The 25146-nt window shown below is 46.9% G+C and carries 22 protein-coding genes and 1 riboswitch; of the genes, 19 read left to right on the top strand and 3 right to left on the bottom strand.

All coding sequences use genetic code 11. The features are described from left to right. Positions 1 to 96 precede the first annotated feature (96 nt). Together nrdG and MH215_RS15625 are read right to left on the bottom strand one after the other, a co-directional pair. Positions 97 to 606, bottom strand: a complete 510-nt coding sequence (gene nrdG, locus MH215_RS15620; RefSeq protein ID WP_239291311.1) for an anaerobic ribonucleoside-triphosphate reductase activating protein — start codon at positions 604 to 606, stop codon at positions 97 to 99. Further along, on the bottom strand, positions 603 to 2564 hold the full coding sequence (locus MH215_RS15625) for an anaerobic ribonucleoside triphosphate reductase (protein WP_239291312.1): 1962 nt from the start codon (positions 2562 to 2564) through the stop codon (positions 603 to 605). Before MH215_RS15625 ends, nrdG begins: the two co-directional genes overlap by 4 nt. 481 nt (positions 2565 to 3045) lie before the next feature. Here MH215_RS15625 and MH215_RS15630 point away from each other — a divergent pair, with 481 nt between their 5' ends. Both MH215_RS15630 and MH215_RS15635 read left to right on the top strand, forming a co-directional pair. Beyond that, positions 3046 to 4683: a hybrid sensor histidine kinase/response regulator gene (locus MH215_RS15630; protein WP_239291313.1), complete on the top strand. Its 1638-nt coding sequence runs from the start codon at positions 3046 to 3048 to the stop codon at positions 4681 to 4683. A 154-nt stretch (positions 4684 to 4837) separates the two neighbouring features. Next, positions 4838 to 5776 (top strand): aldo/keto reductase family protein, encoded by a 939-nt coding sequence (locus MH215_RS15635; RefSeq protein WP_239291314.1) that lies wholly within the window; start codon positions 4838 to 4840, stop codon positions 5774 to 5776. 177 nt (positions 5777 to 5953) lie between these two features. Here MH215_RS15635 and MH215_RS15640 read toward each other — a convergent pair whose 3' ends face one another. Further along, positions 5954 to 7078, bottom strand: a complete 1125-nt coding sequence (locus MH215_RS15640; RefSeq protein WP_239291315.1) for a GGDEF domain-containing protein — start codon at positions 7076 to 7078, stop codon at positions 5954 to 5956. A gap of 248 nt (positions 7079 to 7326) precedes the next feature. On the opposite strand from MH215_RS15640, the gene MH215_RS15645 reads away from it, so the two are divergent. The 17 genes from MH215_RS15645 (at position 7327) to MH215_RS15725 (ending at position 24645) form a co-directional block, all read left to right on the top strand. Continuing rightward, positions 7327 to 7722: a Fur family transcriptional regulator gene (locus MH215_RS15645; RefSeq protein ID WP_056701967.1), complete on the top strand. Its 396-nt coding sequence runs from the start codon at positions 7327 to 7329 to the stop codon at positions 7720 to 7722. After that, entirely contained in the window at positions 7698 to 8504 is an 807-nt protein-coding gene (locus MH215_RS15650) for a winged helix-turn-helix transcriptional regulator (protein WP_239291316.1), read from the top strand. Before MH215_RS15645 ends, MH215_RS15650 begins: the two co-directional genes overlap by 25 nt. A 263-nt stretch (positions 8505 to 8767) precedes the next feature. Beyond that, positions 8768 to 10228, top strand: a complete 1461-nt coding sequence (locus MH215_RS15655) for a catalase (protein WP_239291317.1) — start codon at positions 8768 to 8770, stop codon at positions 10226 to 10228. 245 nt (positions 10229 to 10473) lie between these two features. After that, positions 10474 to 10890: a BlaI/MecI/CopY family transcriptional regulator gene (locus MH215_RS15660; protein WP_056701974.1), complete on the top strand. Its 417-nt coding sequence runs from the start codon at positions 10474 to 10476 to the stop codon at positions 10888 to 10890. Between the two features lies 1 nt (position 10891). After that, positions 10892 to 11752 carry a M56 family metallopeptidase gene (locus tag MH215_RS15665; protein WP_239291318.1) on the top strand — a complete coding sequence of 287 codons (861 nt, stop codon included), beginning with the start codon at positions 10892 to 10894 and terminating at the stop codon, positions 11750 to 11752. 56 nt (positions 11753 to 11808) lie between these two features. Next, positions 11809 to 12222 carry a DoxX family protein gene (locus tag MH215_RS15670; protein ID WP_239291319.1) on the top strand — a complete coding sequence of 138 codons (414 nt, stop codon included), beginning with the start codon at positions 11809 to 11811 and terminating at the stop codon, positions 12220 to 12222. 249 nt (positions 12223 to 12471) lie between these two features. Next, a complete protein-coding gene (locus tag MH215_RS15675; protein ID WP_239291321.1) occupies positions 12472 to 13173 on the top strand; it encodes a pirin family protein in 702 nt (233 codons plus the stop codon). Between the two features lie 46 nt (positions 13174 to 13219). Further along, a complete protein-coding gene (locus MH215_RS15680) occupies positions 13220 to 13555 on the top strand; it encodes a hypothetical protein (protein ID WP_239291323.1) in 336 nt (111 codons plus the stop codon). A 424-nt stretch (positions 13556 to 13979) separates the two neighbouring features. After that, entirely contained in the window at positions 13980 to 15440 is a 1461-nt protein-coding gene (locus MH215_RS15685; RefSeq protein WP_239291367.1) for a spore germination protein, read from the top strand. A gap of 4 nt (positions 15441 to 15444) precedes the next feature. Further along, positions 15445 to 16641: a Ger(x)C family spore germination protein gene (locus tag MH215_RS15690; protein WP_239291325.1), complete on the top strand. Its 1197-nt coding sequence runs from the start codon at positions 15445 to 15447 to the stop codon at positions 16639 to 16641. Then, on the top strand, positions 16634 to 16855 hold the full coding sequence (locus tag MH215_RS15695; RefSeq protein WP_239291327.1) for a hypothetical protein: 222 nt from the start codon (positions 16634 to 16636) through the stop codon (positions 16853 to 16855). The genes MH215_RS15690 and MH215_RS15695 overlap by 8 nt, the downstream gene beginning before the upstream one ends. A gap of 46 nt (positions 16856 to 16901) precedes the next feature. Continuing rightward, positions 16902 to 18104 (top strand): GerAB/ArcD/ProY family transporter, encoded by a 1203-nt coding sequence (locus MH215_RS15700; protein ID WP_239291329.1) that lies wholly within the window; start codon positions 16902 to 16904, stop codon positions 18102 to 18104. A 132-nt stretch (positions 18105 to 18236) separates the two neighbouring features. Beyond that, positions 18237 to 19061, top strand: coding sequence for a uroporphyrinogen-III synthase (locus MH215_RS15705; RefSeq protein WP_239291331.1), 825 nt, complete (start codon positions 18237 to 18239; stop codon positions 19059 to 19061). A 241-nt stretch (positions 19062 to 19302) separates the two neighbouring features. Then, a riboswitch (cobalamin riboswitch) is annotated at positions 19303 to 19492 on the top strand. A gap of 334 nt (positions 19493 to 19826) precedes the next feature. Beyond that, a complete protein-coding gene (gene cobJ, locus MH215_RS15710) occupies positions 19827 to 21758 on the top strand; it encodes a precorrin-3B C(17)-methyltransferase (protein ID WP_239291333.1) in 1932 nt (643 codons plus the stop codon). A gap of 150 nt (positions 21759 to 21908) precedes the next feature. After that, the gene (locus MH215_RS15715) at positions 21909 to 23147 is read left to right on the top strand and encodes a sirohydrochlorin chelatase (protein ID WP_239291335.1); all 1239 of its coding nucleotides are present in this window, start codon (positions 21909 to 21911) and stop codon (positions 23145 to 23147) included. Beyond that, entirely contained in the window at positions 23144 to 23914 is a 771-nt protein-coding gene (gene cobK / locus MH215_RS15720; protein ID WP_239291337.1) for a precorrin-6A reductase, read from the top strand. Before MH215_RS15715 ends, cobK begins: the two co-directional genes overlap by 4 nt. Before the next feature lie 83 nt (positions 23915 to 23997). Beyond that, the gene (locus tag MH215_RS15725; protein ID WP_239291368.1) at positions 23998 to 24645 is read left to right on the top strand and encodes a precorrin-8X methylmutase; all 648 of its coding nucleotides are present in this window, start codon (positions 23998 to 24000) and stop codon (positions 24643 to 24645) included. Positions 24646 to 25146 lie beyond the last annotated feature (501 nt).

Raw genomic sequence — 25146 nt, forward strand, 5'->3', positions numbered from 1 at the left:
ATATTATATATCGTCATCTAACAGAGTTCAAAATAGATCAAGCAAAGACATTGCGTAAAAACTTATGAAGTATGCTTACAAAAGAAAAAAAAGACGTTACGATGCATCCATCTGCAAGGTAACGATCTTCTGGTTGATTTGTGTTGCTCTCACATCAATAATTCGTTGGTTACGGCTACCGCGATAAACTAAAGAAACATCTCGTTCCGCGGCGACATAACGCCCATCAATAATGACGTCACATAATTCGGCTAGTGCTGCCCGAGACGGCTCCAGCACTAGTTCTTCATACGTAAATCCAGTGTATGCCCAGACAGACAGATCAGAGCGTAGGGCTCGAAATTGTTGAACCCAAGGGATCAGATCGGCTGCCGAGAAAAAGGGGTCGCCACCACATAAGGTTACGCCATCCAGCAGAGGATGGGTTGTAACCTCATGCATGATTTCTTGCTGCTTTTCCTTCGTAAACGGCTCACCTGAGCGAAAGCTCCATGAGTCTGGGCTGAAACAGCCTGGACAAGCATGGCGACAGCCACTGATGAACAACACTGCACGTAAGCCGGGGCCTTCATTGACAGATTCAGGGATGTAGCCGTGCAGGTTCACTTATGCTTCACCCGATCTCGAACTTCAGCTTGTTTGGCACCGTTGAATCGTACCTTGTAATCCCCGGTGAGATAACCGGTAACCCGGCGTAGACGTTGGAAATGCACATTGTTCTCGTGAATGCCACAGTTCGGGCAGCTCTCCCCAATGACACCTTCATAGCCGCAAGATGGGCAGCGATCAATGGGGTGATTGATGGAGAAGTAGCCAATATCTTGTGCCAATGCATATTGCACAATTCGCTGGAAAGCCTTCGTGTTGGCCCGCACATTCCCATCAAGCTCAACATAGGAGATTGCTCCGGCGTTACATAGCGTATGGAAAGGTGCCTCAAGTTCAATCTTGCGGTAGGCAGGTAGGTTGTAATATACAGGCACATGGAACGAATTCGTGTAATACTCACGGTCATTAACACCTGCAATCGAACCGAATCGCTTACGGTCAATCGTTGTGAATTTACCAGATAGACCTTCGGCAGGTGTAGCGAACAGTGTAATGTTCAAGTTATGTAATTCACTCATTCGGTCGCAGAATTCGCGCATCGTACGAATGACATTTACTGCTTCTTGATGAATATGAGGATCTTGACCATGGTGTCGTCCATATAGAGCAGTCATACATTCCGCAAGACCGATGAAACCAATGGATAACGTACCATGTTTCAAGAGATCAGCCACCGGTTCATCGGGATCTAATTGTTTACCACCTTCCCATACACCCTCACGCATCATAAAATCAGAGGCTTTAGCTGGCTGCGCCTTCTGAATCTGATATCGATGAAGCAGACCTGAAGCTGCTTGCTCCATAACCGATTGAAGTGCAGCATAAAAGCCTGTCCGATCGGCTACAGCGCGTGTTCCCTGACAGATGCCGAACCGAATACCTAGTTTAACCAAGTTGATCGTATTGAAAGACAGATTACCTTTTCCGCTCTGACGGTTACGTCCGAACCGGTCTGCCAGTGTACGTGTACGGCATCCCATCGTAGCAATAATGGTGTCCGGATCATCTGGCTGATAGAACGGCAGATTGAACGAAGCATCCACATTAACAAAATTAGGGTACATGCGGCGCGAAGAACAGGTGACGGCAAGCTGAAATAGATCATAGTTGGGCTCTCCAGAAGCCTGATTAACCCCTTGTTTACACTGGAAAATATGCTGTGGGAATACAGGTGTCTCCCCGTTCCCTAGACCACGGATGGTAGCTTCTAGCAACGAGCGAGATACGAGTCGTCCTTCGGCTGATGTGCAGATTCCGTAATTAAGTGATGTGAACGGAATTTGTCCTCCAGCACGGCTGCTCATAGTATTAAGGTTATGGATCAATGATTCAGCAGCTTGTTCGGTCTCTAGGATTGTCTCATCCATGGCAAAATCATAGGCACGTGGGCATTGCTCCTGTGCTTCAGCACTATCCAGATACAGTTGCTCATCCGGAATGTAAGCATGCTCTCCAAAGAGGCGTTGCCCTTTACGATAATGCTTCCGGAAGGAGCGCCGCACATAAGGTGCAAGATCCCAATCTATTTTATTAGCAGATACACCGCCGTATTGACTATTCTGTTGAGATTGAAAAATAATAGCTACCAATGCCATCGCTGACATGATCGTCTGGGGAGTACGGACTGAGCCGTTACCCGTATTGAAGCCAGAGGCGAGCAATCGGTCAAATGGAATGAAGATACAGTTGGTTGTGCCGAGTCCATACTGATCAAGGTCATGAACATAGAGGTCTCCATGCTCCACAGCTTGCGCAAGACCTTCGGGCAGGACATGGCGAACAGCATGCCATTTAGCTGTCTCTGAACCGAGCCGGCTCATTTTTCCGCTAAATGAATCTCCATTCAGGTTGGCATTCTCCCTTAACGTATCCGCATCTTCAGCCCCAATAATCCGTCTGCCAAGGTCAGATAGTAGGTCATTTGCTGGTGGAGAGGCACATTCAAGCATATTCATTTAAGGTTCCTCCTATAATGAGAGTATATATTGGCTAAGCCTGATTAAATACTACATGTAGTTTTTCATTATCCATTTATAAACTATATATGGATTTTTGGGTGTGATAATGATCACATCATAATCATGGCTAAACAGGAGATATGTCTGCAGAATGTGGATAAAGGTTTCCAAAGTTGAATTCGAAGAGTATAATTTCTTTTTATGCTACACCGCGTCAAAACATCTCGCTCACGGACATAAAATCTAGGATTAATGGTAGATGATCATCGGCCATTCCTAGCGTGAAGATCCAGCGAAACAGGAGCTTCCTAGAATGAGCAGCGATCCTGAAATCGCCTGTGTGATTCTTCTGAATGTCCGTGGTGTTAAAACATATATGTACAGGTTGTGACAACTGGTTCAGGAGTTTTTTTTACCCTCATATATCTTTTTGGATTGATTCTAATTTGAAGCGCAGCTTAGACAAGAGGGGTGAGTCATGGGAACCACAGGTGTTGCAAGAGGCTTTTATGAAAATATACAGGAAGCTGCGACCCACATCGTGGACGTATTAAGTGGGATTCTGCAGGTAAATACCATCTTCGTTGCCAGCAATGATGGCATGACGAATGTGATTCTTGAGGCATTTAACCGTCATGAGCAGTTGGTCACTAAAGGTAGCGAGCTTCCATTTGAGACATCCTACTGTAGTTTGGTTTTGCAAGATAAAAGCAGTGAGCTAACCATTAAAGATACGGCGCAGCATCCATTAACACGTTTTATGGATGTGACGGATGGTTTGGGGAGTCGATTCTTCATCGGAGTCCCTATTTTGCGGCGATCGGGTGATGCGTTTGGTACCATCTGCCTAATGGACAACCCGGATTACCAACTAAGTGAAACGGATATGAAAACACTGAAAGCGATGGCTGTTTTTCTCGGATACGTCATTGATCTCGAAGATAGCCTGTTGATGCAGGAACAGAAGCTGAATGATACGGAACAGCTAAAGGCTCAGTTGCAAGCAGAGAAGGAACGAGCCGAGTCCGAGGCCATGACCAAAACGCAGATGCTTGCGTTAATGAGCCACGAAATTCGCAACCCATTGAACGGGATTCTGGGGTTAACAGATCTCATGCGAACGCCAGATATGCCCGAAGAGCATCTGGAGTATGTGAACATGATTGAGACAAGTGGCAATATATTATTATCCTTACTGAACAACATGATGAACTTCAACATCAATGATACAGGCAAAACGGTTGTACACGATGATCCATTTGATCTGGTGTCTACAATTGAGAATACGGTGTATCTTCATGTTGGACAGGCGATCAGCAAGGGTATTGAGGTTGGTTTGAACCTGGAGATGAATGTATCCCAAGTATTTGTAGGGGATGAGATCAAGATTGGGCAACTGCTGGCACATGTGCTGAAATACGCTATTGATTATACACGGACTGGTTCGGTGCTGATCACGGCCGTTGTGGATGAAGAGAGTACAGACAACCAAGCTGTACTCCTGTTGAATGTGAAGTATAGCGGCAAGATGCTGCCTGCGGACAAGATGCGACAGGTGCTTCATACTTCAGACGGGAGTATCAGCACACAGCGGATCGTTGGTACGAATCTGGGGTTAGCAGTGAGTCAGAATCTAGCGATTCTGATGAATGGAAGTATTCAGATCAACAGCTTGGGGGAAGACGAGACGGAATTCCAGATTAGGCTGCCACTGCTTAGACACTGGGAGCTACCTCAGCTTACCAGCATCCAGCAGCGATTGAAGGGAACGAAGGTATTACTTGCCAAAGACCCGGACATCTTGCAGGGTGTATCTTCCTTGATGCGAAGATGGAAGATGGATGTGCATATGACCTCAGGCTCAGCAGAGGCATATAGCTGGATGGAAGACGGCTTCAGCCCGGATGTAGCGGTAATTGATATGGGATTGGTCGAAGGTGGTGCGGTCGATTTTGTGCATAACCTGAAATCTCGTGCTCACGCACTGCCGATTATTGTACTCGTGCCCTATGGTATGCATATTAACCCCCAAGAGGCAGAAGTATTTGACGCCGTTCTAACGAAACCCGTGAGACAGGCTGATCTATTAAACGCGTTGAGCGTTATCTTGCATTAGAGGGTCATCTATAGGATCTGTAGCGCATCTGTTCATCAGGTGCGCTTATTTCTTTTTGGAGTCTGGTCAAAATGATTCGTTTAACGTGTACAGTTGCGTTACAATAGAAGGGAACGTCATCATAAATGATTTATACAAGGAGGATGTGCAATCAATGGAGTATCGCAGATTAGGTGGAAGCGGACTGAAAGTAAGCGAAATCAGCTTGGGTAGCTGGCTGACATACGGAGGATATGTGGAACGTGAAAATGCGGTGAAATCGATTGAAACCGCATTCGATGAAGGTATTAACTTTTTTGATACAGCTAACGTGTATGAGCGTGGCGCAGCAGAGGAGCTGCTTGGTCAGACGTTGAAAGCATACTCTCGTGATTCTTATGTTCTGGCAACAAAAGTATTTGGCAAAATGGGCGACGGCCCTAATGACCAGGGATTATCCCGCAAACATATTATGGAGCAATGCGACGCGAGCTTGAAGCGTCTTGGAGCCGATTATGTGGACATTTACTATTGCCATCGCTACCATACGGAAACACCGATTGAAGAGACACTACGCGCGTTAGATGATCTGGTACGTCAAGGTAAGGTGCTGTATGTGGGTGTTAGCCAATGGACAGCAGCTCAGATGGAGGCGGCGCTGGGTACAGCAGATCGTCTGTTATTGGATCACATCGTGGTGAACCAACCGGTATATAATATGTTTGATCGATACATCGAGAAGGAGATTATTCCACTAGGTGAACAAAAAGGCATTGGACAAGTTGTTTATTCTCCGCTTGCTCAAGGCTTATTGACCGGGAAATACACGTCAATATCGGATATTCCTGAGAATAGCCGTGCAGCCAAGCTCGGCTGGGACGAAGGCAAGATCAATGCAGATCGAATCGGTAAAGTTCGCCAACTGATCGAGGTGGCAGCCAAGCTAGATCTGAAGGTGGGTCAACTGGCACTTGCTTGGATTCTGCGTCAACAAAATGTATCTAGTGCACTTGTAGGCGCAAGTCGTCCAGAACAAGTGAAGGAGAACGTTGTAGCTTCTGGTGTGAAGTTGGATGCGTCCATTATTGAAGAGATTGAGCAAATTTTGGCTTAATATGAGGTGGCCTATCGGCGTCTGAACGATATGAAATGAAGAAAGGGATGCACTCTCAAACCGCCTAGATGGACGGATGAGAGGACATCCCTTTTAATCTTATACGTGATCGGAAGGTTACTCTGTCATCGGAGTGGTAAGTGTAAGATTCTTTAGTTCATTTTATATAACGAGACACTATAATCTATGTTGCACAGGGAGTGGCAGTGAGCGCTTCTTCATAACACATACCCGATTCCGTCCTGTATTTTTGGCCTCGTACAAGCCACGATCCGCCTGCTCGAAGAAGTCATCGTCATCTTTGTCGTCGCAGTTATCTGGAAACACGGCCACGCCGATCGAAACGGTTAGACGTGTTGTATTTCCGTCAGGAAGAGAAAAGAGATACCTCTCTACAGCTTTCCGTATCCGTTCCGCAACAGCCAGAGCTTGCTGCTGATCGCAATCGACCAGCAAAATAGCAAATTCCTCGCCCCCGTTACGGGAGACAATGTCCACAGGACGTGCATGTTCAATGAGAAGCCGCCCCAGTTGCTTCAGAACGGCATCACCCGAGGTGTGGCCGAAGGAGTCATTTACTCTTTTGAAGCGATCGATGTCAATCACCAGTAGGGACAATTTCTTCTGATGTTCTCTAGCATATTCCAGTTGGAATTTGAGTGACTTCTCAAATTGAAGCCGGTTATTCAAGCTCGTCAGATGATCGGTTGAAGCCCTTCGTTCCAACGTAAATAACAATTCATTCGACTTGTTAATAAATTCGGCAATAAAGTAAATAAAGATTCCGCCGATGAATGAGATGGTTAATTGTACAGGATATATTTTCATAAATTCATTAATGCTTGTTGTATTCATCAGTAGAATAATAAAAATTAATGCCATAGAAAATAAGTTCATCGTCAAGATTTTAGTTAATCTAGACCAAGGAGCATAAGAGAAATATACCCCAGCTAGACCGATGAGGACCATGACAAATGCTGCATCTATAGCAGAGGAGGATAGACCAAAGATCACTACACGCAGGATGGAGATTACGAGTCCTGAGATGAAGGAGGCCATTCCACCTAAATATACGGCGGCTGTTATGATCGCAAGATGTCTTAGATCTACGATTGTACTTTCATTAATACTGAAGGAATAATTCATTAATACTGTACCATATATACCGAACAGGATACCCCCGATCAGTTGCACACGTATGGATGGAAAGGGAACACGGATGCTATAGAATTTAGCGATAATTCCGGACACGTACATAAATGTGATCATGATACAAAGATTAACAAAAAAAGTGCTGAACAATGAGCATCCCCCTTTACACACATTGTTATATTTTATCTGAAAATGAAGCTAGTAGCGAACCAATTTATCCCAAATAGTGGATGTGAGTACTGGGAATTATAGAGAATTCGTTGAATTCTAGTGTAGCCACTGATGTTGACTTCATTATACATTAAGATTTATACTTAATCTAAATCAAAATGTTTCTGTGTGTCACAGTATTTATAGACTGTGTCCTTCTATAGAATGGGAATAAAGGAGAATTGCTTGTGAGAACTCTAAATCTGACTATACAACGACAGGCCGTGTATGATGTAGTTCGTCATTCAGAGGATCATCCTACAGCGGCAGACGTAATGAACCGTCTTGTAGAGCAAGGTTATAACCTTGCCTATGGTACGGTATATAATTCACTTCGCTATTTAACGGATAAAGAATTGATTCGGGAGCTTAAGCTCGGTGAGACGGCAAGTCGCTACGATGCCCGAATGGATGACCATCAACATATTATGTGTGAAGTTTGTGGTAAAGTGGACGAGGTTATGACGGAGGTCCCCGCACAATGGATGAAGCAGGTGGCTGAAGAAACCGGATATGCAATTGACCATGCCCATGTGGTCTTTGGAGGTGTCTGCGGGGAATGCAAAAACAAACGGATCAAGTAAAAATCAACCTGTCGGGTCGGCGTTTACCACTTCGGGTCAAGCCTGCTCTGATGGATCCAACTCCATTGGCAGAAGCTTGTCCGATTACAAGACGTGTTATTCTCATTAGCCCTATGCCAGGCCAGGTTCACGAACTGGTCAAAGCATTGACGGATAGTTGCTTTGATGTGCTGGTCTTCCATCGCTGGGAACCAGATTTGCATGAACGTCTTGATTTTGATCTTCTCGTCTATGACCTATCTGTTGCGGGGACAATTGATGCCTTCGCTGGAATCAGCAGTCGTTTGAATCGAGAAGCAGAATATACAACGCCTTGTTTGTACCTTGTAGGGGAGAAAATGATTGGCAATGCTAGCGGCCCGATGCTTCAGGAAGAGTTGTTGGTCTGGCCGGCACGGCCGCAGGAAGCTCTATACCGCGTGCAGCGGATGATTGGCAACAGCCCGGCTGTGCCGAAGCGTGGGTTTTTGCCTAAGGAAGGGCAACGGATCGGATTCAAAGATCTATGGCTGGATCGAGAGCGGATGAGCGTGCAGCGGGATGAGGATCGAATTCATCTCACCAAGACGGAATATGATCTTTTGCTTAAGCTGATCGATGCCAAGGGCGCAGTCATTTCCCGTGAAGAGATGCTTAGCGATATTTGGGAGACGGATTTCACAGGAGGAAGTAATGTCGTCGATGTGCATATCAAAAGCTTGCGCAAAAAATTGGGCGATAACGCAGCTTCCCCAAAATATATTGTAACGGTAAGAGGAGTGGGCTACCGCCTAGCGGATTAGTCCGCTTTTTTTTGTGCCTATATGTGCGTGTTCAAAAAGGGTCTTTTTGAACAACTTCTACAATCATGAAGTTCGTTCATGCGAAAGCCATGTGACCCTCATCTTATGCTCATGTAAACCTCATGCAAGCGATAAAGCAGACATGTTAGAATCATTTTAACAGTTAGATCAAGTCTAAATGTATATTCGATCAAATGTTGAATATGATCTTAATCATAGAGCACATAGAGCAAGCGTGAGACCAACATGAGGAGGAAAACAAGATGACAGAACGTATGACAACCAATCAAGGTGCACCTGTAGGTGACAATCAGAATTCCCGTACAGCAGGCAGGAGAGGGCCAACATTACTTGAGGATTATCACCTGCTGGAGAAGATCGCCCATTTTGACCGTGAACGTATTCCAGAACGTGTAGTGCATGCTAGAGGTGCTGGTGCGCATGGTGTATTTACACTGGAGCAGAGTATGACGGCGTATACGAGTGCTGATTTCCTTCAAGAGCCAGGCACGGAGACGGATGTACTCGTTCGTTTCTCCACTGTTATTCATGGAACAGGGTCACCCGAGACGGCTCGTGATCCTCGTGGGTTTGCCGTTAAGTTCTATACCCGAGAAGGCAATTACGATCTTGTAGGCAACCATTTACCTGTATTCTTTATTCGGGATGCCATGAAGTTTCCTGATATGGTTCACTCATTGAAGCCTGCACCAGACACGAACATTCAAGACCCGGCAAGATACTGGGATTTTATGACCCTTACCCCAGAGTCAACACATATGATGACTTGGTTATTCTCTGATCTGGGTACACCCGCTAATTATCGTGAGATGGATGGGTTTGGTGTGCATGCTTTCAAATGGATCAATGCTCAAGGCGAGGTTCATTACGTGAAATACAAATGGGAGTCTGCCCAAGGTGTACGCGGCTTCTCCCGTCAAGAAGTTGCCGAGGTTCAAGGGCAGGACTTTAATCATGCCACCCGGGATTTACACGATCATATCAAGAACGGACAATACCCACAGTGGAAGCTGCAGGTTCAGTTGTTAAAACCAGAGCACATGGATGACTTTGCTTTTGACCCGCTCGATCCCACCAAAATATGGCCTGAAGACGTCATCCCGTTCCAAACGGTGGGCACGATGACGTTGAATCGTAATCCACAGAACTTCTTTGCCGAAGTGGAGCAAGCTGCATTTTCACCAAGTGCATTAGTACCAGGCATTGAGCCGTCGGAGGATAAATTGTTACAAGGGCGTTTGTTCTCTTACCCAGATACGCAGCGCCATCGTCTTGGCCCGAATTATTTGCAAATTCCAGTGAATTGCCCGTATGCGCCGGTACGCAATCACCAGCGGGATGGTCTCATGAATGTGAACCAGGATCCTTCTCCGGTCAACTATGAACCGAACAGTTCTAGTAACAGCCCACAGGAGGATGCTACCTATAGAGATAGCCGGGTTCCACTGCATGGTGAGATTACACGGGAGAAGCTGGAGAAGACAGATGATTACACACAGGCAGGGGAGCTTTTCCGTTCATTTACTCCTGTAGAGCAACAACATCTATTAGATAATTTGGTCAATGATCTGAAAGGAGTGCCTGCAGATACCCAGATGCGTGCACTATGTCACTTCTTCCGCGCAGATGGACAATTCGGTGCTCGGTTGGCTCAAGGGCTTGGTGTAGATATTTCGGCTCATATGCCGCCACAAAATCGGTAATAAGCACTAATTTTCTCATTATAGTCATAAGATATGATATTGATATATTAAGGCCAGGGAGAACCGCATTGCTTGCGGAACTGCCTGGTCTTCGTGCTTTTTGGGGATCAAGAGTCACCCTATAAGTTCCAATCATTGCACTGAAATGGAAAACATATTTACAAATCATTTACAATAAATAGCTGACATAAAGGTTGACTTCTTACTTGATGGCACTACAATGGGTAGTGTGAGGGGTGTCGGAAATGAGAATAAATAATTTCAAAGTAGGTGAACGTGGGCTGAATCGTTTCTTTGGTCCGCTGGAAGCGAAGATTATGGATATTTTGTGGGCTCGTCCGGGAAGCAGTATCCGCGAGGTTCAAGCCGCACTAGAGAAGGACAAGGATGTTAATTTCAATACCGTGATGACGGTTATGAATCGGCTCGTGGACAAGGGGCTGCTCGGCAAGACACAGAAGGGTAGAACGTCATTGTACCAGCCGGTACAGAGCAAGGAGGAGTTCATGAACAACCAATCCAAAGAGCTGTCCCATGAACTGGTGGATGAATTTGGTGCTCTGGCGTTGAATCATATGCTGGATGCATTGGAGGAAGCAGATTCAAGTTTGATTGAACGACTGGAACAGAAGATCAAACAATGGAAAAAGGATAGCAACTGACATGTGGAGAGCTCGCTCGAAGCTACTGTTTACCGTCGGCATTGGCATTCCGTTGTTTGTGTTCATGCAGATGTTTATGTACGCGATGTACAAAATTTTCGGGTGGGATATCCCGTTCAATCTACTCTGGCTATGCAATCACTGGATGAGCCGGTTAGGCTGGGTATCCGTAGGACATGTTCTGCTCGTGCTGGTGTGTCTCACATTTGCTGGAACAGGTTGGTTGTTACTTGATCGGATGATGCAGACACGAGCAGCAATTCAGAAGCTTCGTACGCTGGAGAATGTGGCACTGTCGAGGGAATTCGAGGCAACGTATCAACATCTGAAACGTCCAGGCTTTATTATCGTGGACAAGCGGTCACCAGTTGCATTTACGATCGGCCTCTGGAGACCATATGTTGTGTTATCTACTGGACTGCTAAGTATGCTTGATGCTGAGGAAGAAACTGCAGTGGTATATCATGAGGTTCACCATCTATGGCACCGTGACCCACTAAAGACAATGTTGTTGTCGGTGTTTGCCATCATGATGCCTTACCTGCCTGTATTGAAGCATACGTCTAAGCACTACCATGTGGTTAGGGAGATTTTGGCAGATAATGAAGCTATCGAACGTACGGGTAATGCAGCGGGGATTGGAAGTGCCTTGCTCAAGCTTATCCGTGCCTATCCAGAACAATGGCATGCCAAAGGCATGGCGGCTCAATCGTCGTTTGCTGATACGTCGGTCAATGTCCGCATCTCTAGACTGCTGGATCCCGAACAAGATGTCAGATTGATTCTGCCACGTTATGCAGTTCTGACTTCGGCTACCGTAATCTTGTTACTTTCCGTCCTGTTTGTTTGGTCCATTGGGTGAGATACATGGAGAAGATGTCACTTGAAACGATATGAATATGTAGGAGGATGATGGATATGAATACGAGAACCGTAGAGATCGGTTTGTTCTTTTCTCGAATTATGATTGGATTGATCTTTGTATTGCACGGCTGGAGCAAATTCGAAGGTGGGATTAGCGGTACGGTTGGTTTCTTTGAGAGCATTGGTGTCCCTGGTTTCCTCGCCTCGGTTGTGGCGGTTATTGAGCTGGCTGGAGGTGCAGCAATGATCCTTGGTCTAGGCACACGTGTATTCGCTGCAGCATTTGTTGCAATTATGGTAGGTGTACTGTTCACAGCCAAAGTGGGCGCACCATTCTTGAATGGAACTGAACTAGACTACATGCTTCTGGCAGGTTCGTTGACCTTGCTGTTTGCAGGAAGCCGTTTCTTGGCATTGGATCAGATCTTATCCAGACAGAGCACTGTACGTCAGAATGTGAGTGCTTAACTTAGGTTCATTAGTTTAAATTAAAAGTAAATTGCTATGACCTGATAGATAAGGTTAACAAGAATAATATCGTCATTATGTATCGTCAAAGTCAGCCTTGCCTCGCTTGTCGGAATTCCGGGTAATATTACGGGAATGAAGATAAGCGGACAAGGCTTTTTTGTTTTGGACGATGGGACTACGTTTTTGGTACAATGAGAATAAGTATGCTACTAAGAAAAAATAAGAATGTTGAGGAGGATGAGCTCCATGATTAACCTTATTCCATCCGATGCCCGTTCAAGCTTTGATCGGGGCTGGTTACGTGGTAGTCACAGCTTTTCTTTTGGAGAATATCAAGATCCTGAGAACACTGCTTTTGGTCCAATGCGTGTAGCTAACGATGATGTCATTGCTCCAGGTCGTGGTTTCGGCGCACATCCGCATAGTGATATGGAGATCGTGTCGATTGTATTAAACGGTAAACTACGCCATGAGGACAACTTGGGCAATGTGGCGGTCACATCATTTGGTGGCATTCAACGGATGTCTGCAGGCAGTGGTGTCATTCACACCGAGCATAATGCTTCAGATCAGGAGGAGGTACGCTTACTCCAGCTCTGGTTTATGCCGCACACCAGAGGACTGAAACCATCCTATGAGACGACTTCGTTTGATCCAGATGCGCTTACGGGTCAGCTTGTTCCAATCGTATCTGCAGAGGGCGGGCCTCGAATTGCATCCATCCAGCAGGACATGACCATTTATCTCAGTCGTTTGAGTAAAGGGGATACACTGTCATTTCAGCAGGCAGCTGGTCGGCGCAGCTACATTTTTTCCATTGAAGGCAAGCTTGATTTGAACGGAGAATTCCACCTGTCTACCGGTGATACCGCTCGTGTAGAAGAAACGCCATCGTTGGAGCTTCAAGCGAGCGAGGATGTATTTTTCATGTTGATTGATCTACCTTAATGAATCGAACTGGCTTGGATAAATTCGAAGAATAGGGGATGCGTATATGACTCAGCAAGAGTGGTTTATGGTTAAACATGCAGTGACAGGACGAGGGCTGGTGAATAGTAAAACAGATACGTCGTCCTATCGGTATCAGCATGATGGAACCCACTTTATCTTTACTGTCACAGGGTTAGACAAGCAGACAGTCGAGCAGATTCTGCAGCTTAGACAGGAGCTGAATGTGTTTCGATTTGTACAACGTAAAGATCAGCCCCTGGTGAAGCATTGGTATTATGTACAAGGGGACAAGGTGGAGTACAACAAGGAAAGTCAAGCACTTACTATATTTGCAGGTTCAGAGATTCGTTATGTGCCTGAAGACTATTTTGCAGACTAAACCAGTATGATCGAACGGATCGAGAGCACATAATCATAATCATGTCCTTATCGTTCATTGTACGAATAATTTAGAAGTGATCTAAACGGAGTTGCCGAGCACTCCACAACGTGAGGAATCCTGTGTACACAGGGTTCCTTTTTTTGTTGCTTCGAAATGTTAGGTGCTGAATTCTCAGGTGAGTATGATATACATTCTCAGGCTCCGACATAGATCTACCAAAGTTTTAGATTAGTCCACATAATTCTGTTCTTTCTGGCACAAGCTACCTTGTATAAAAACAAGAGAGGAGGGACGGTATATGGCGGATCATACATCGGGGAAAAGTGGTTCCCGGCACGCAGAAGAGAAGACTCATATCCCATTGGGATTACCGTCCCCGCCCATTTTACGACAGCCGATTGGTCTTACGCATGAAAGCCATATGCTGGCGGTAAAAGATATCTTCTCAGATTGCTCAGATGTGGTGTTTCGCAATGTTATGATCTCACCCGAGGTTCAGGGGGTCATTGTATATATTGAAGGTATCGTAAACTCCACAGATATTCAGGAGCACATGTTACGTCCGCTTATTCGTGGTCTGGTGGAGCAACGTACGAATGAGCCGGAAGCTCCCTTAGATGATACCCGTGTTGCTCTTTCCCAGGTGAAGAAAGTAGCGACATGGGCAGAAGCTGCTGATGGTGTTCTGGAGTCCTCAGCTCTACTATTGATCAATGGCAGTAAGGAAGCATGGCTGTTCAATGTCAAAGGTGGCGTCCGGCGTGGTGTCGAGGAGCCACAGACAGAATCGGTTATTCGTGGTCCACGGGAAGGATTCACGGAGACACTACGTGTAAATACCGCGCTGCTACGGTTTAAGCTCAAGACGCCTACGCTTAAAATGCTGAGCATGACCATCGGATCGGACACCAAAACCAATGTGGTGTTGACCTATTTAGATGATGTTGCAGATCCGAAGCTGATCAAGGATGTTAAGAAGCGTCTCAACAAGATTAAGATCGATGGAATTTTGGAGACGGGATATATAGAGGAACTGATCGAAGATCATCCGTATTCCCCATTTCCACAGATGCATTACACCGAACGACCGGATACGGTTGCAGGTAATTTGCTGGAAGGTCGGTTTGCCATTTTTGTAGATGGAAGTCCATTTGCCTTAATTGGACCAGTTACGATGTGGCAGATGCTTCAGGCGAGCGAGGATTATTATGAACGGTTCTTCATCAGTAACCTTATTCGGTGGATTCGGTTTTTATTTGTGGCGATTGCCTTATTCCTGCCCGCACTCTACATTTCCATTACGACCTTCCATCAGGATATGTTGCCAACGACTTTAATACTAAGTATTGCCGGGGCGAGGGAGGCCATTCCTTTTCCAGCCTTAGTCGAAGCGCTCATTATGGAATTATCCTTCGAAGCACTGCGGGAAGCCGGGGTCAGGTTACCCAAAACAGTAGGTCAAGCCGTCAGTATCCTCGGTGCATTGGTAATCGGGCAAGCAGCTGTTCAGGCAGGGATTGTATCTGCACCGATGGTTATTATCGTTTCCATGACAGGGATTGCATCGTTTACCATTCCACGCTTCAATTTTGCTATTACGGTGCGTTTATTGCGCTTTCCGATCATGTTGCTTGCTGGGGCTCTCGGATTGTACGGCATTGTCATTGGGTTGGTACTCATCTCCGTACATCTGACACAGATGACCTCCTTCGGGGTTCCGTATTTATCGGGTCTAAGTCCTTATAGCAAGACAGATACCAAGGATATTGTTATGCGTGCACCTTGGTGGAGGATGATTAATCGTCCTTCTACGGTTCACCGTGACCAGAAGAGGATGAATACGGATATCAACGGTAAGCCTGAATCCGAAGAAGGGTGGTGAGTGCATGTTATTCATACGTAGATATCTCCTTGTAGGGATACTGTTGCTGAGCACTCTTCTTACTGGATGCTGGGATCGAAGAGAAATTAATGATATTGCCTTTGTTATTGGGATTGCAGTGGATAAAGAGGAACAGTTATACCGAACAAGCTTGCAGATCGCGTTACCCGGACAATCGGGTGCTTCGGGAAGTGAGGGAGGCGGGGGAGGCACGAGTGGCGATAAACCCTGGTTTATGTTATCCAATACGGCCGAGACGCTACGCGAGACTTCTCTCAAAGGACAGAAGGCGCTCTCTCGTCAAATCTATTATGCACACCGCCGAACATTAATGATTGGCGAGGATCTGGCTCGCGAGGGCGTTGCCCCGATGCTGGATCTATTAACACGTTATCCGCTTAATCGTTTATCTGCCATGCCAATTGTAACGAGGGGGCCTGCTCATAAGGTATTGGACACAGATGCCCCAATTGAGAAGTTCCCTTCAGAAATGGTGCGTGAGCTATGTTTCCTCAACATGCGTACACCTCGTTCACTCAAGATTTTTATTGATGCCATTCTTGCCGAAGGTATTGATCCGTTTCTTCCCATCGCTTCCGTAGTGGAGAATGTGCCAAAGGATTGGAAGAACGTCAAAACCAACATTAAGCTGGATGGGCTAGCGATTTTCAAGAAAGACAAGCTGGTGGGCATGATTGACAAAGAGCCTGCGGACGCACTGATTCTGGCGATGGGGGAAGCGAATTCACCGGAAGTCATGATTAAGGCTCCCCGTGGGGAAGGGCACTTGTTCATTAAGCTAAACGAGAACAATTCTTCGTATGATCCTCAGATTAAAAATGGAAAAGTTACCGTGACCATCAAAATGTATGCCAAGGGAGTATTGGTCGATAACGAATCCAATTATGGTGACCTCCGAGAGGGAGAACTTTTGAAATTAACCGAAGCTGTTCAAGCTAAGATCAAGCAGGACATTGATGAAGGTGTAAGACTAATACAGACCAAATACAATGCGGACATCCTCGGTCTTGGCCGATCTATTCATCAGCAGCTTCCCAAAGAATGGGACAAGATGAGAGAGCGCTGGAGTGACGTGTACCCTGACGTGAACGTTATCGTTGAGCCACACATCATCATTGAAAATGTCGGCATTGTGAACAAACCGATTGGTGTTGGTGAGGAGGAGATTGTTCATGATTAAACCCCTGCTCTTTACTTATTTATTCATGGTCGTTCTTGTGCTGTGGATGGATTTTAAACATCTGAAGCAAGCGGCGGCGATTAATCGCTGGATATCGTACATCATCATTGGGTTCAGTACGGGGATCTTCTTCTATGTCACCCATTTAAGCAAAACATTTTTCGTTACTGTGTGGCTAACTCACCTCATTCAACATTGGTTGCCGTTACCTTAATCCATTACTGATCACATGACCACAACCGAAAGAAAGGAGGCATGTTATGAATCAGGCAGTCACCCATCGTCAACTGATTCTGCTCGTGATGTTGCTTAGCATCACAACCACATTAATACAGCCGCATGCACAGGCCATATTTTATGCTGAACAGCATGCGTATCTGTCTTATATCCCCGTGTTTTTGGTGATGATTTCTGTTTTTTGGATGCTGAGTCGTGTCCAGCGACGGTTTCCGAATCAGGATCTGTTTGAATCACTCGTTGTACGACATCCGTTTATGGGGCGGGTGACGGCGCTGTTGTATATTATGTTTTTCCTTTTTGTATTTGCCCGGGATATTCGGTTAATTGGTGACTATATTAGTATCACCTTGTTGGAGACCACACCGATATCCATCATTATACTAACTTTAATGGTTATGGTTGTGTTTATTGTAAGAGGTGGACTCGGCTCTTTAATCGGGATGTCAGAGCTGTACATTACGTTATTTCTGTTGAACTCGATCATCGTTCCCTTCATGCTTGTTCAGCAGATTGACATGGATAATCTGATGCCGTATTTTGATGTCGATATGGCTGGTGTTGGCAAAGGGAGTTGGTTTCTCATGTCCTTTTTTGGAGAGATGGTGGCCTTGCCATTTGTGGTGAAAGGCAGTGACTTTCGGTTTAAATCCGTGTTCTGGGGAGTAACGATTGCTGCGCTGTTAATGATGCTAATCGTCGTTGAAACGATCACATCAATTGGGGTACCCATTGCATCGAGGCTAGTGTATCCTTCGTATGAATTAGCTAGGCAGCTGCAGGTGAGTGACTTTCTTGATCGGTTCGACCTGGCACTAGCTGCAGCAACGTTACCAACGATGATTACGAAAATTGCGTTTGATCTCTACTTTATCTGCTGGGGGATGAAACGTATGATTCCGAAAGTATCCGGTAAGATGTTAACGGGACCGGTTGCCTTACTCGGTTTTGTCTGTGCGTTCTGGTTCTTCCGGAATGCAATCCAACTCTTTCGATTTACAAGAGAATGGACGTGGGTTGCCATTTTGTTTGAGGTGTTGTTACCGATTCTAATATTTCTGTTTCTGCATCCTCGTAAACAAGATCGACAACCCTCCGCGGCTAAGGAGAGTGGTGATCGTGGAGGGCAGAAGCATACGTCGGATTCAAAAGAACCGACTTCGAAAGATCAGAAGAAAAGGGATGAGAATACAGATCATCAAGCTGGAGAGCTTCAGCCTTCCTGATCCTTTTCATAAAAAAACGTTATAGCTGAACAGGAACCAAATGGCATGAACAAGGTTTCCCTCCACAGGACTACCCTGTATACTGTAGTCAGACTGAAGAACGTTCGGCTGAACGAACTGGGGGGAACTTGAATGGCTCAACATTTGGCAGGCATACGTGTAGCACTTACAGGACCACGCAAATCGAAGGAAATGTCCCTGCTCGTCGAGAAAATGGGTGGAATCCCACTCGTGCGACCTGCACAGGGAACGGTGTTTTTGGATGATCGGAATATTCGTGATGGCCTCGTATCTTGGATCTCTGATTCACCGGATTGGGCTATACTGACAACAGGTATGGGTTTGGATGCGCTATTTGATATGGCAGAGGACATGGAAGTTGCGGGTCAATTATTGGACTCTTTATCTGAATCATCCATTGCAGCGCGTGGATACAAGACGGTGAATGCACTTCGCAAGCGGAAGCTGAATCCATTAGTTCGGGATGATGATGGCAGTACAGATGGGTTAATTCGGGAATTGGAATCACATGATCTTGCAGGGAAAAAAGTGATATTGCAGCTACATGGTGAGACAGCACCGAAGCTGGTAAACTGGCTGCAAGAACAAGGTGCAGAGGTTCGACAAGTGTTACCTTATCGCCATGTCCCTCCAGAGGATCATGAATTAGAACAGCTATTGAATGAGATTGTGAACCATGAGGTTGATGCGGTAGCTTTTACAAGTGGACCCCAAGTTCGCTTTTTGACGGCATATGCCACTTCCCAGGGGAAGCTAGAGCAGATGCTGCAAGCCTTTCGTGAAGGGGTCGTTCCTGCCTCTGTAGGTAAAGTTACGGCGAATGCGATGCGTGAAGAGGGCATTGAGGCACTTGTTGTGCCAGAAGAAGAGAAGATGGGTGCCCTGATCGTGGAGCTAGGACGTTACTATGCGGCTGCACACGTGGACAAAGCTTAAGCAACAATCAACAAAGATAAGTTTGCTAAAACGAGTTTGAATATAGATCATACTGTGTTTCATTGTATGAACAGGTCATCCTGATCCATTTTGGGTCAGGATTTTTGCTATTTTCCCGTTGTCAGCTTCCAATCGATACCCATAAAACAGAAGAAAGTTAGGTGGTTCACTCATATCTTAAACATGGACATTTTTTCCGCAGCGATGTTATGATAAAAACAAATTATTCAGCATTATGCTCATATATGAAAACAAGTAAGGTGCTCTTGCGTCAGGCAAGAGATAACAGGGAATCGGGTGCAAATCCCGAGCGGTCCCGCCACTGTAATGGTGAAGCTCTTTTTTGGTTGATGTCACTCGTTATTCGGGGAAGGCAGAAGAAGAAGCTAATGATCCAGAGCCAGGAGACCTACCTTACATGTGTCACCAAACCCTTCGCGGAAAGGAGTGGTGTACGAATAATCAGGAGACAGGCGGACAGACGGTTCGCCTGGTAGGCCTTTTATTTGGCGTATTCAACAACTGGACGATGCTCTGTATTCACGTCTTGTGGTTGTTTTCTTGAGTGTACGTACATACGTATCCCATCCGATTGTAGGATGGGATTTTTTGATTTTAAGAGAATGAGATATGAATCGTTGTTGATCGAATGCACTTGTCCATTTTTGAACAAAATGCTGTTTCATGAAGCCTATTTATATAGAAGTTGCTGAACGGAATTATGGAATGTATAGGTTTACTCAGGGTGATGGAGGAGGAGAAGAGATGCAAGGTCAAGGTAAGTTGCTGGTCATCGGATTTGGCCCAGGCGCGATGGAACATATTACGAATCGTGCACTGGAGGCGCTCCAGGAGAGCGAGGTTATCATCGGCTACAACACGTATGTCGATCTCATTCGGCCGTTGTTGAACGGACAAGCGATCGTGCGGACGGGGATGACAGAGGAAGTAAGCCGGGCTCAAGAAGCTGTTAGACAAGCCGAAATGGGCAAAATTGTTGCGGTAATCTCCAGTGGTGACGCCGGTGTATATGGTATGGCAGGTCTAGTCTATGAGGTGTTGATGGAACAGGGATGGAAGCCTGGGAGCGGCGTTGCTGTTGAAATCATCCCAGGTGTATCGGCTATCAATTCCTGTGCATCGCTACTGGGCGCACCGGTGATGCATGATGCGTGTACGATCAGCTTAAGTGACCATCTTACCCCATGGGATACGATTATTCGCCGGGTTGAGGCAGCGGCATCAGCTGACTTTGTTATTGCACTCTATAACCCGCGCAGTGGGCGGAGAACACGTCAAATTGTCGAGACACAGGAGATGCTGCTTCGTTACCGTGATCCCAAGACTCCAGTTGGATTGGTCAAAAGCGCTTACCGGGATCGTCAGGACGTTGTCATGACTACCCTGGAGGACATGCTTAATCATGACATCGGTATGCTGACCACCGTGATCATCGGTAACTCCTCGACCATGATGTACGAAGGGCTCATGGTCACTCCACGTGGGTATCAGCGCAAATATACGCTGAATACCGCAGAACAGTCGCTCAGACCTCATGAGCGACTTCGCACCGAAGCCGAGCCATGGTCGCTCGGCGCAAAAGAAGCCCGCGCTGCCACCTCCGGTGAGGCAGCGGGCGTGGACGCGGCTCGCGAAGCACAAGCCGCGAAGCCCCAGGCGGAGCCAGCCATGCCCGGCGTTAGCGCCGGAACAGGCCCAGCTCCGCAGAGCCAGCCGCTTGCCGGTGCAGGAGCTTCTGCTGCGCAGGCATCGCACCCGGCTGGCGGCGGCACCGCCGTGCTTGCTGGCGAGCGGCCAGCGTCAGCGCCGGCAGAAGCCGCGCCGCGCTTAGCGGTTGCTTCGCCGCAAGCGGGCGCCGCTGAGCTAGCGGCGGAAGCGCTAACGCGGCTCGCGGTAGGCGGTGCCCTGGCGGGCGAGTCCGCTCGCCGCTGGCTGGATGCGGCGCCTGCTGCGCCTGGCGTGAGCGGCGAAGCACCGCAGGCCGCGGTCGCTACGGCGGTGCGCACTGCGCCCGCACCAGGGCAGAAGCTGCCGCTGTTCGAAGTTGGCGTATCGCCTGGCGTCGGCAACAAGAAGTTCACTGCTGTGCAGATGGCACTGCTCGCACAGTGCGCGAGTGAAGAGGGGGAGCTGGAGTATACACCAGAGCACCAGATTATTTTGCGAGTGCCAACCTTTGAGCCGGATCGACTCGTAGATGAGCTGCGGGCAGCGAAATTTATCGTAGTGCCGATCGGGGATGTCATTAAAGTGAAAGCATGTGACTTCTGCGACATGGAAAAGGATGATGCCGTGCCGATGGCTAATCATTTGCAGGCCGTTATTGGTGGATTGAATGCTCCGAAGGAAACAAGCGTTGCCCTCAATGGATGTGGGATGGCTTGTTATGGTGCGGTGCTTGAGGATATCGGTATTGTGTATCGCAAAGGCGGGTATGACCTGTTCCTTGGCGGTAAGAAATTCGGACGTAATGCTCATCCTGCACAACCCGTGGCTGAAGGCATTACGGGAGATGAGATTGGTGGCATTGTGGAACGGATTGTCGCAGAGTATCGAGAAAAAGGACATCCGAATGAACGTTTTCATAAATTTTTCAAACGTGTTGGCGTGATTCAAGGCTTCCGCCATGTGGATGAACCCGTTACGGTGGAAGTTAATCCGATCTGTGGTGACTAGTCTTCTGCGCAAAAAGAAAAAAGTATCTAGACTACACCGTGAAATGAATATGTGGAAGCATGCAATTGTTGATATGCATGAATGGAACACAAACACTACTTGATGAGATGCCTAGATCTGAAGATCAGGCTGGGGAGGAATTAACCGGAGATGAATGCGATATTGCTGGTGGGACACGGTAGCCGTGATCCTGAGGGAAATCGGGAGTTAATGGAGTTTGCAAACACGGTGGCAGAGAAAGCACCGAAGAATACGATTGTGGAAACTTGTTTTTTGGAGTTAGCTAAACCAGGTATTGCCCAAGGCGTAACGGCATGTGTTGATAAGGGCGCGACTCGCGTCGTACTCGTACCCATTATTTTGTTCGCAGCAGGTCATGCCAAAATCGATATTCCAAATGCCATTGACCGTGCCAAAGCACGTTATCCGGAAGTGGAGTTTATCTACGGCCGTCCTATTGGTGTGCATGAGAAAGTTATTCAGATTATGCAGACCCGTTTGCAGGAAGCGCAGCCTGTACACGCAAGTTCAGGCGGGGGAGCAGCTGTAGCGACTGCACCAGTGGCAACGGATGAAGAGACTGCGATCCTGGTGCTTGGACGTGGCAGTAGTGACCCTGATGCGAACAGTGACTTTTTCAAAATGACTCGGATGTTGTGGGAGAAGTTGCCCTACAAGTGGGCGGAGAGTAGCTTTATCGGTGTAACTCAGCCCTCCTTCCCAGATGGACTGCAACGTTGCCTTCTGCTTGGAGCTAAGAAAATTATCGTGATGCCGTACTTCCTGTTCACAGGTGTGCTCATTAAACGTATTGATGAGATGACGGCAGAATTCGCAGCAGCACATCCAGATGTTCAGGTTGAGATCGGAGGATATTTCGGCCTACATCCACAACTGGTGGAAGTGGTGCTGGAACGGGCTAATGAAGGCTTAAATGGACGTGTAGCTGCTAACTGTGATAATTGCCAGTTCAGACTGGAAGCGGCGAAACATCACCATCATCATCACGATCATGACCATGATCACGACCACGACCATGATCATCACCATGACCACCATCATGATCACGACCATCACCATGATCACGGGCATGACCATCATCACCACGAAGAGACTCATGCACACGATCACCATCATGAACATACGCACGACCACACTCATGAACATCATGATCATCTGCATGTGCATGCGGAAAATGAACACGAGAAGGCTGATCAGAAGCTGGCGCCTGATTTCCATCACGATCACGATGGCGAGTTACATCATACTCATCATGATCAAGAAATCATTTCCGGTCATCACCATGATGTGCCTTCACATGCCGAGACAGATGAGCAGACAACTAACGCACAGATTGCTGTAGCGGAGGAGCAGGTGAAGGGCTCATGATCTTCATGTTATGTGGAACAAGCGATGCACGGGAGCTCGCATTACAAATTCAGCAGCAAGGTACAGAGGTGCTGACATCTGTAGTGACCGAGAGCGCGGCGAATAGTCTGTCAGAGGCAGGTTTGCCGGTACGCACAGGTCGTTTGACGATTCAAGCCATGGTAGAACTGGTGCAAGAACAAGGCAGTCAAGCCATCGTAGATGCGAGCCACCCATTTGCTGAAGAGGCACATGCCAATGCAATGGAAGCAGCCAAACAAGCGGGTATTCCGTACATTCGTTATGAGCGTACAGGACTTGCCTACGACGACCACCCGTTGTTACATGTGGTTTCTTCATATGATGAAGCGGCACAGCAAGCGAAAGAGCTCAAGGGTTCTGTGATGCTAACAACAGGCAGCAAAACATTACAAATTTTCACGAAGCACCTGCTCGGAGACCCAGATATTCGTCTCGTTGCTCGTATGCTTCCCCGTCTCGATAATATGGAGAAATGTAATGAGCTAGGTATGGAACAACGCAATATTATTGCGATGCAGGGGCCATTTTCACGTGAGATGAATGAAGCATTGTACAGGCATTACGCCACAACCGTTATGGTGACCAAGGAGAGCGGCAAAACGGGAGCGGTCGATGAGAAAATTCAATCTGCGTTAGAACAGGGTATTCATGTGGTTTTGATCTCACGTCCTGAGGCGGAGTTTGGAACGGTATTTGATGAATTTGAAGGTGTACTGGGTGAGCTGAGCCGTATACTGGTGCCATAATCCACTTATATAGTCCAAATTTTCAACATTTAATTTTAAATGAATGAATTAATTTCATAATCCCTTTTAGGAGTGAATGCATGATGGATTTCAAAACAGATTTCAAACCGCTGACAGTACAGCCACAGGAGATTGAAGGCAAAAGCTTCGAGATGATTACCGAGGAGCTAGGCGAGCATCCGTTCACGGATGAGCAATATCCAGTCGTGCAACGTGTCATTCATGCATCTGCTGACTTTGAACTGGGCCGGAGCATGGTATTCCACCCTGATGCGATCCAAGCCGGGATTGCAGCACTACGTGGTGGACAATCTGTTATTGCCGATGTACAGATGATTCAAGCAGGCGTGAACAAAGACCGCATTCGCAGCTTCGGCGGAGACGTGCATGTACATATCTCCGATCCAGACGTGATGGAGGAAGCGAAGCGGTTAAATACAACGCGTGCTATTATCTCTACACGTAAAGCAACTCAAGCCTACGAGGGTGGAATCTATGCGATTGGTAACGCACCAACTGCATTGCTGGAACTGATCCGTTTGGTTAAAGAAGGCGAAGCGAAGCCAGGCTTGATCATTGGTATGCCCGTAGGATTCGTATCCGCTGCTGAGTCTAAGGACGAGCTGCGTAAACTGGATATCCCATTCATCACGAATATTGGACGCAAAGGCGGCAGCACCATCGTAGTTGCTGCCCTTAACGCCATCTCGATCATGGCGATGAAATCCTAGTACTCCTTGTTTGATTACTCATGGCGACCCACTGTTTAGTCAATACAAGGTTTGAACTAACAAGCTATCATCAAGGTCAGAATGGTAGCAAGGTCTGTGGACTAGTAACTCCATTCACCGCGATCTACTAGTAGCGGTGAATGAATAGTTACCCAAATGCATTCCAGCCAAGGTCAGCCATTTAATCCATGGCTGTAATGTCTCTACGTGCCAAGGTCAAAATGGCTGCGAGGTCTGTGGACTAGTAACTCCATTCACCGCGATCTTCTAGTAGCGGTGAATGAATAGTTACCTCAAACGCCCTCCAGTCAAGGTTGAACCTTTAATCCATGGCTGTAATGTCTCTACGTGCCATGGTCAAAATGGCAGCAAGGTCTGTAGACTAGTAACTCCATTCACCGCGATCTACTAGTAGCGGTGAATGAATAGTTACCCAAATGCATTCCAGCCAAGGTCAGCCATTTAATCCATGGCTGTAATGTCTCTACGTGCCAAGGTCAA

The sequence above is a fragment of the Paenibacillus sp. ACRSA genome (assembly GCF_022346845.1).
Lineage (GTDB): Bacteria > Bacillota > Bacilli > Paenibacillales > Paenibacillaceae > Paenibacillus.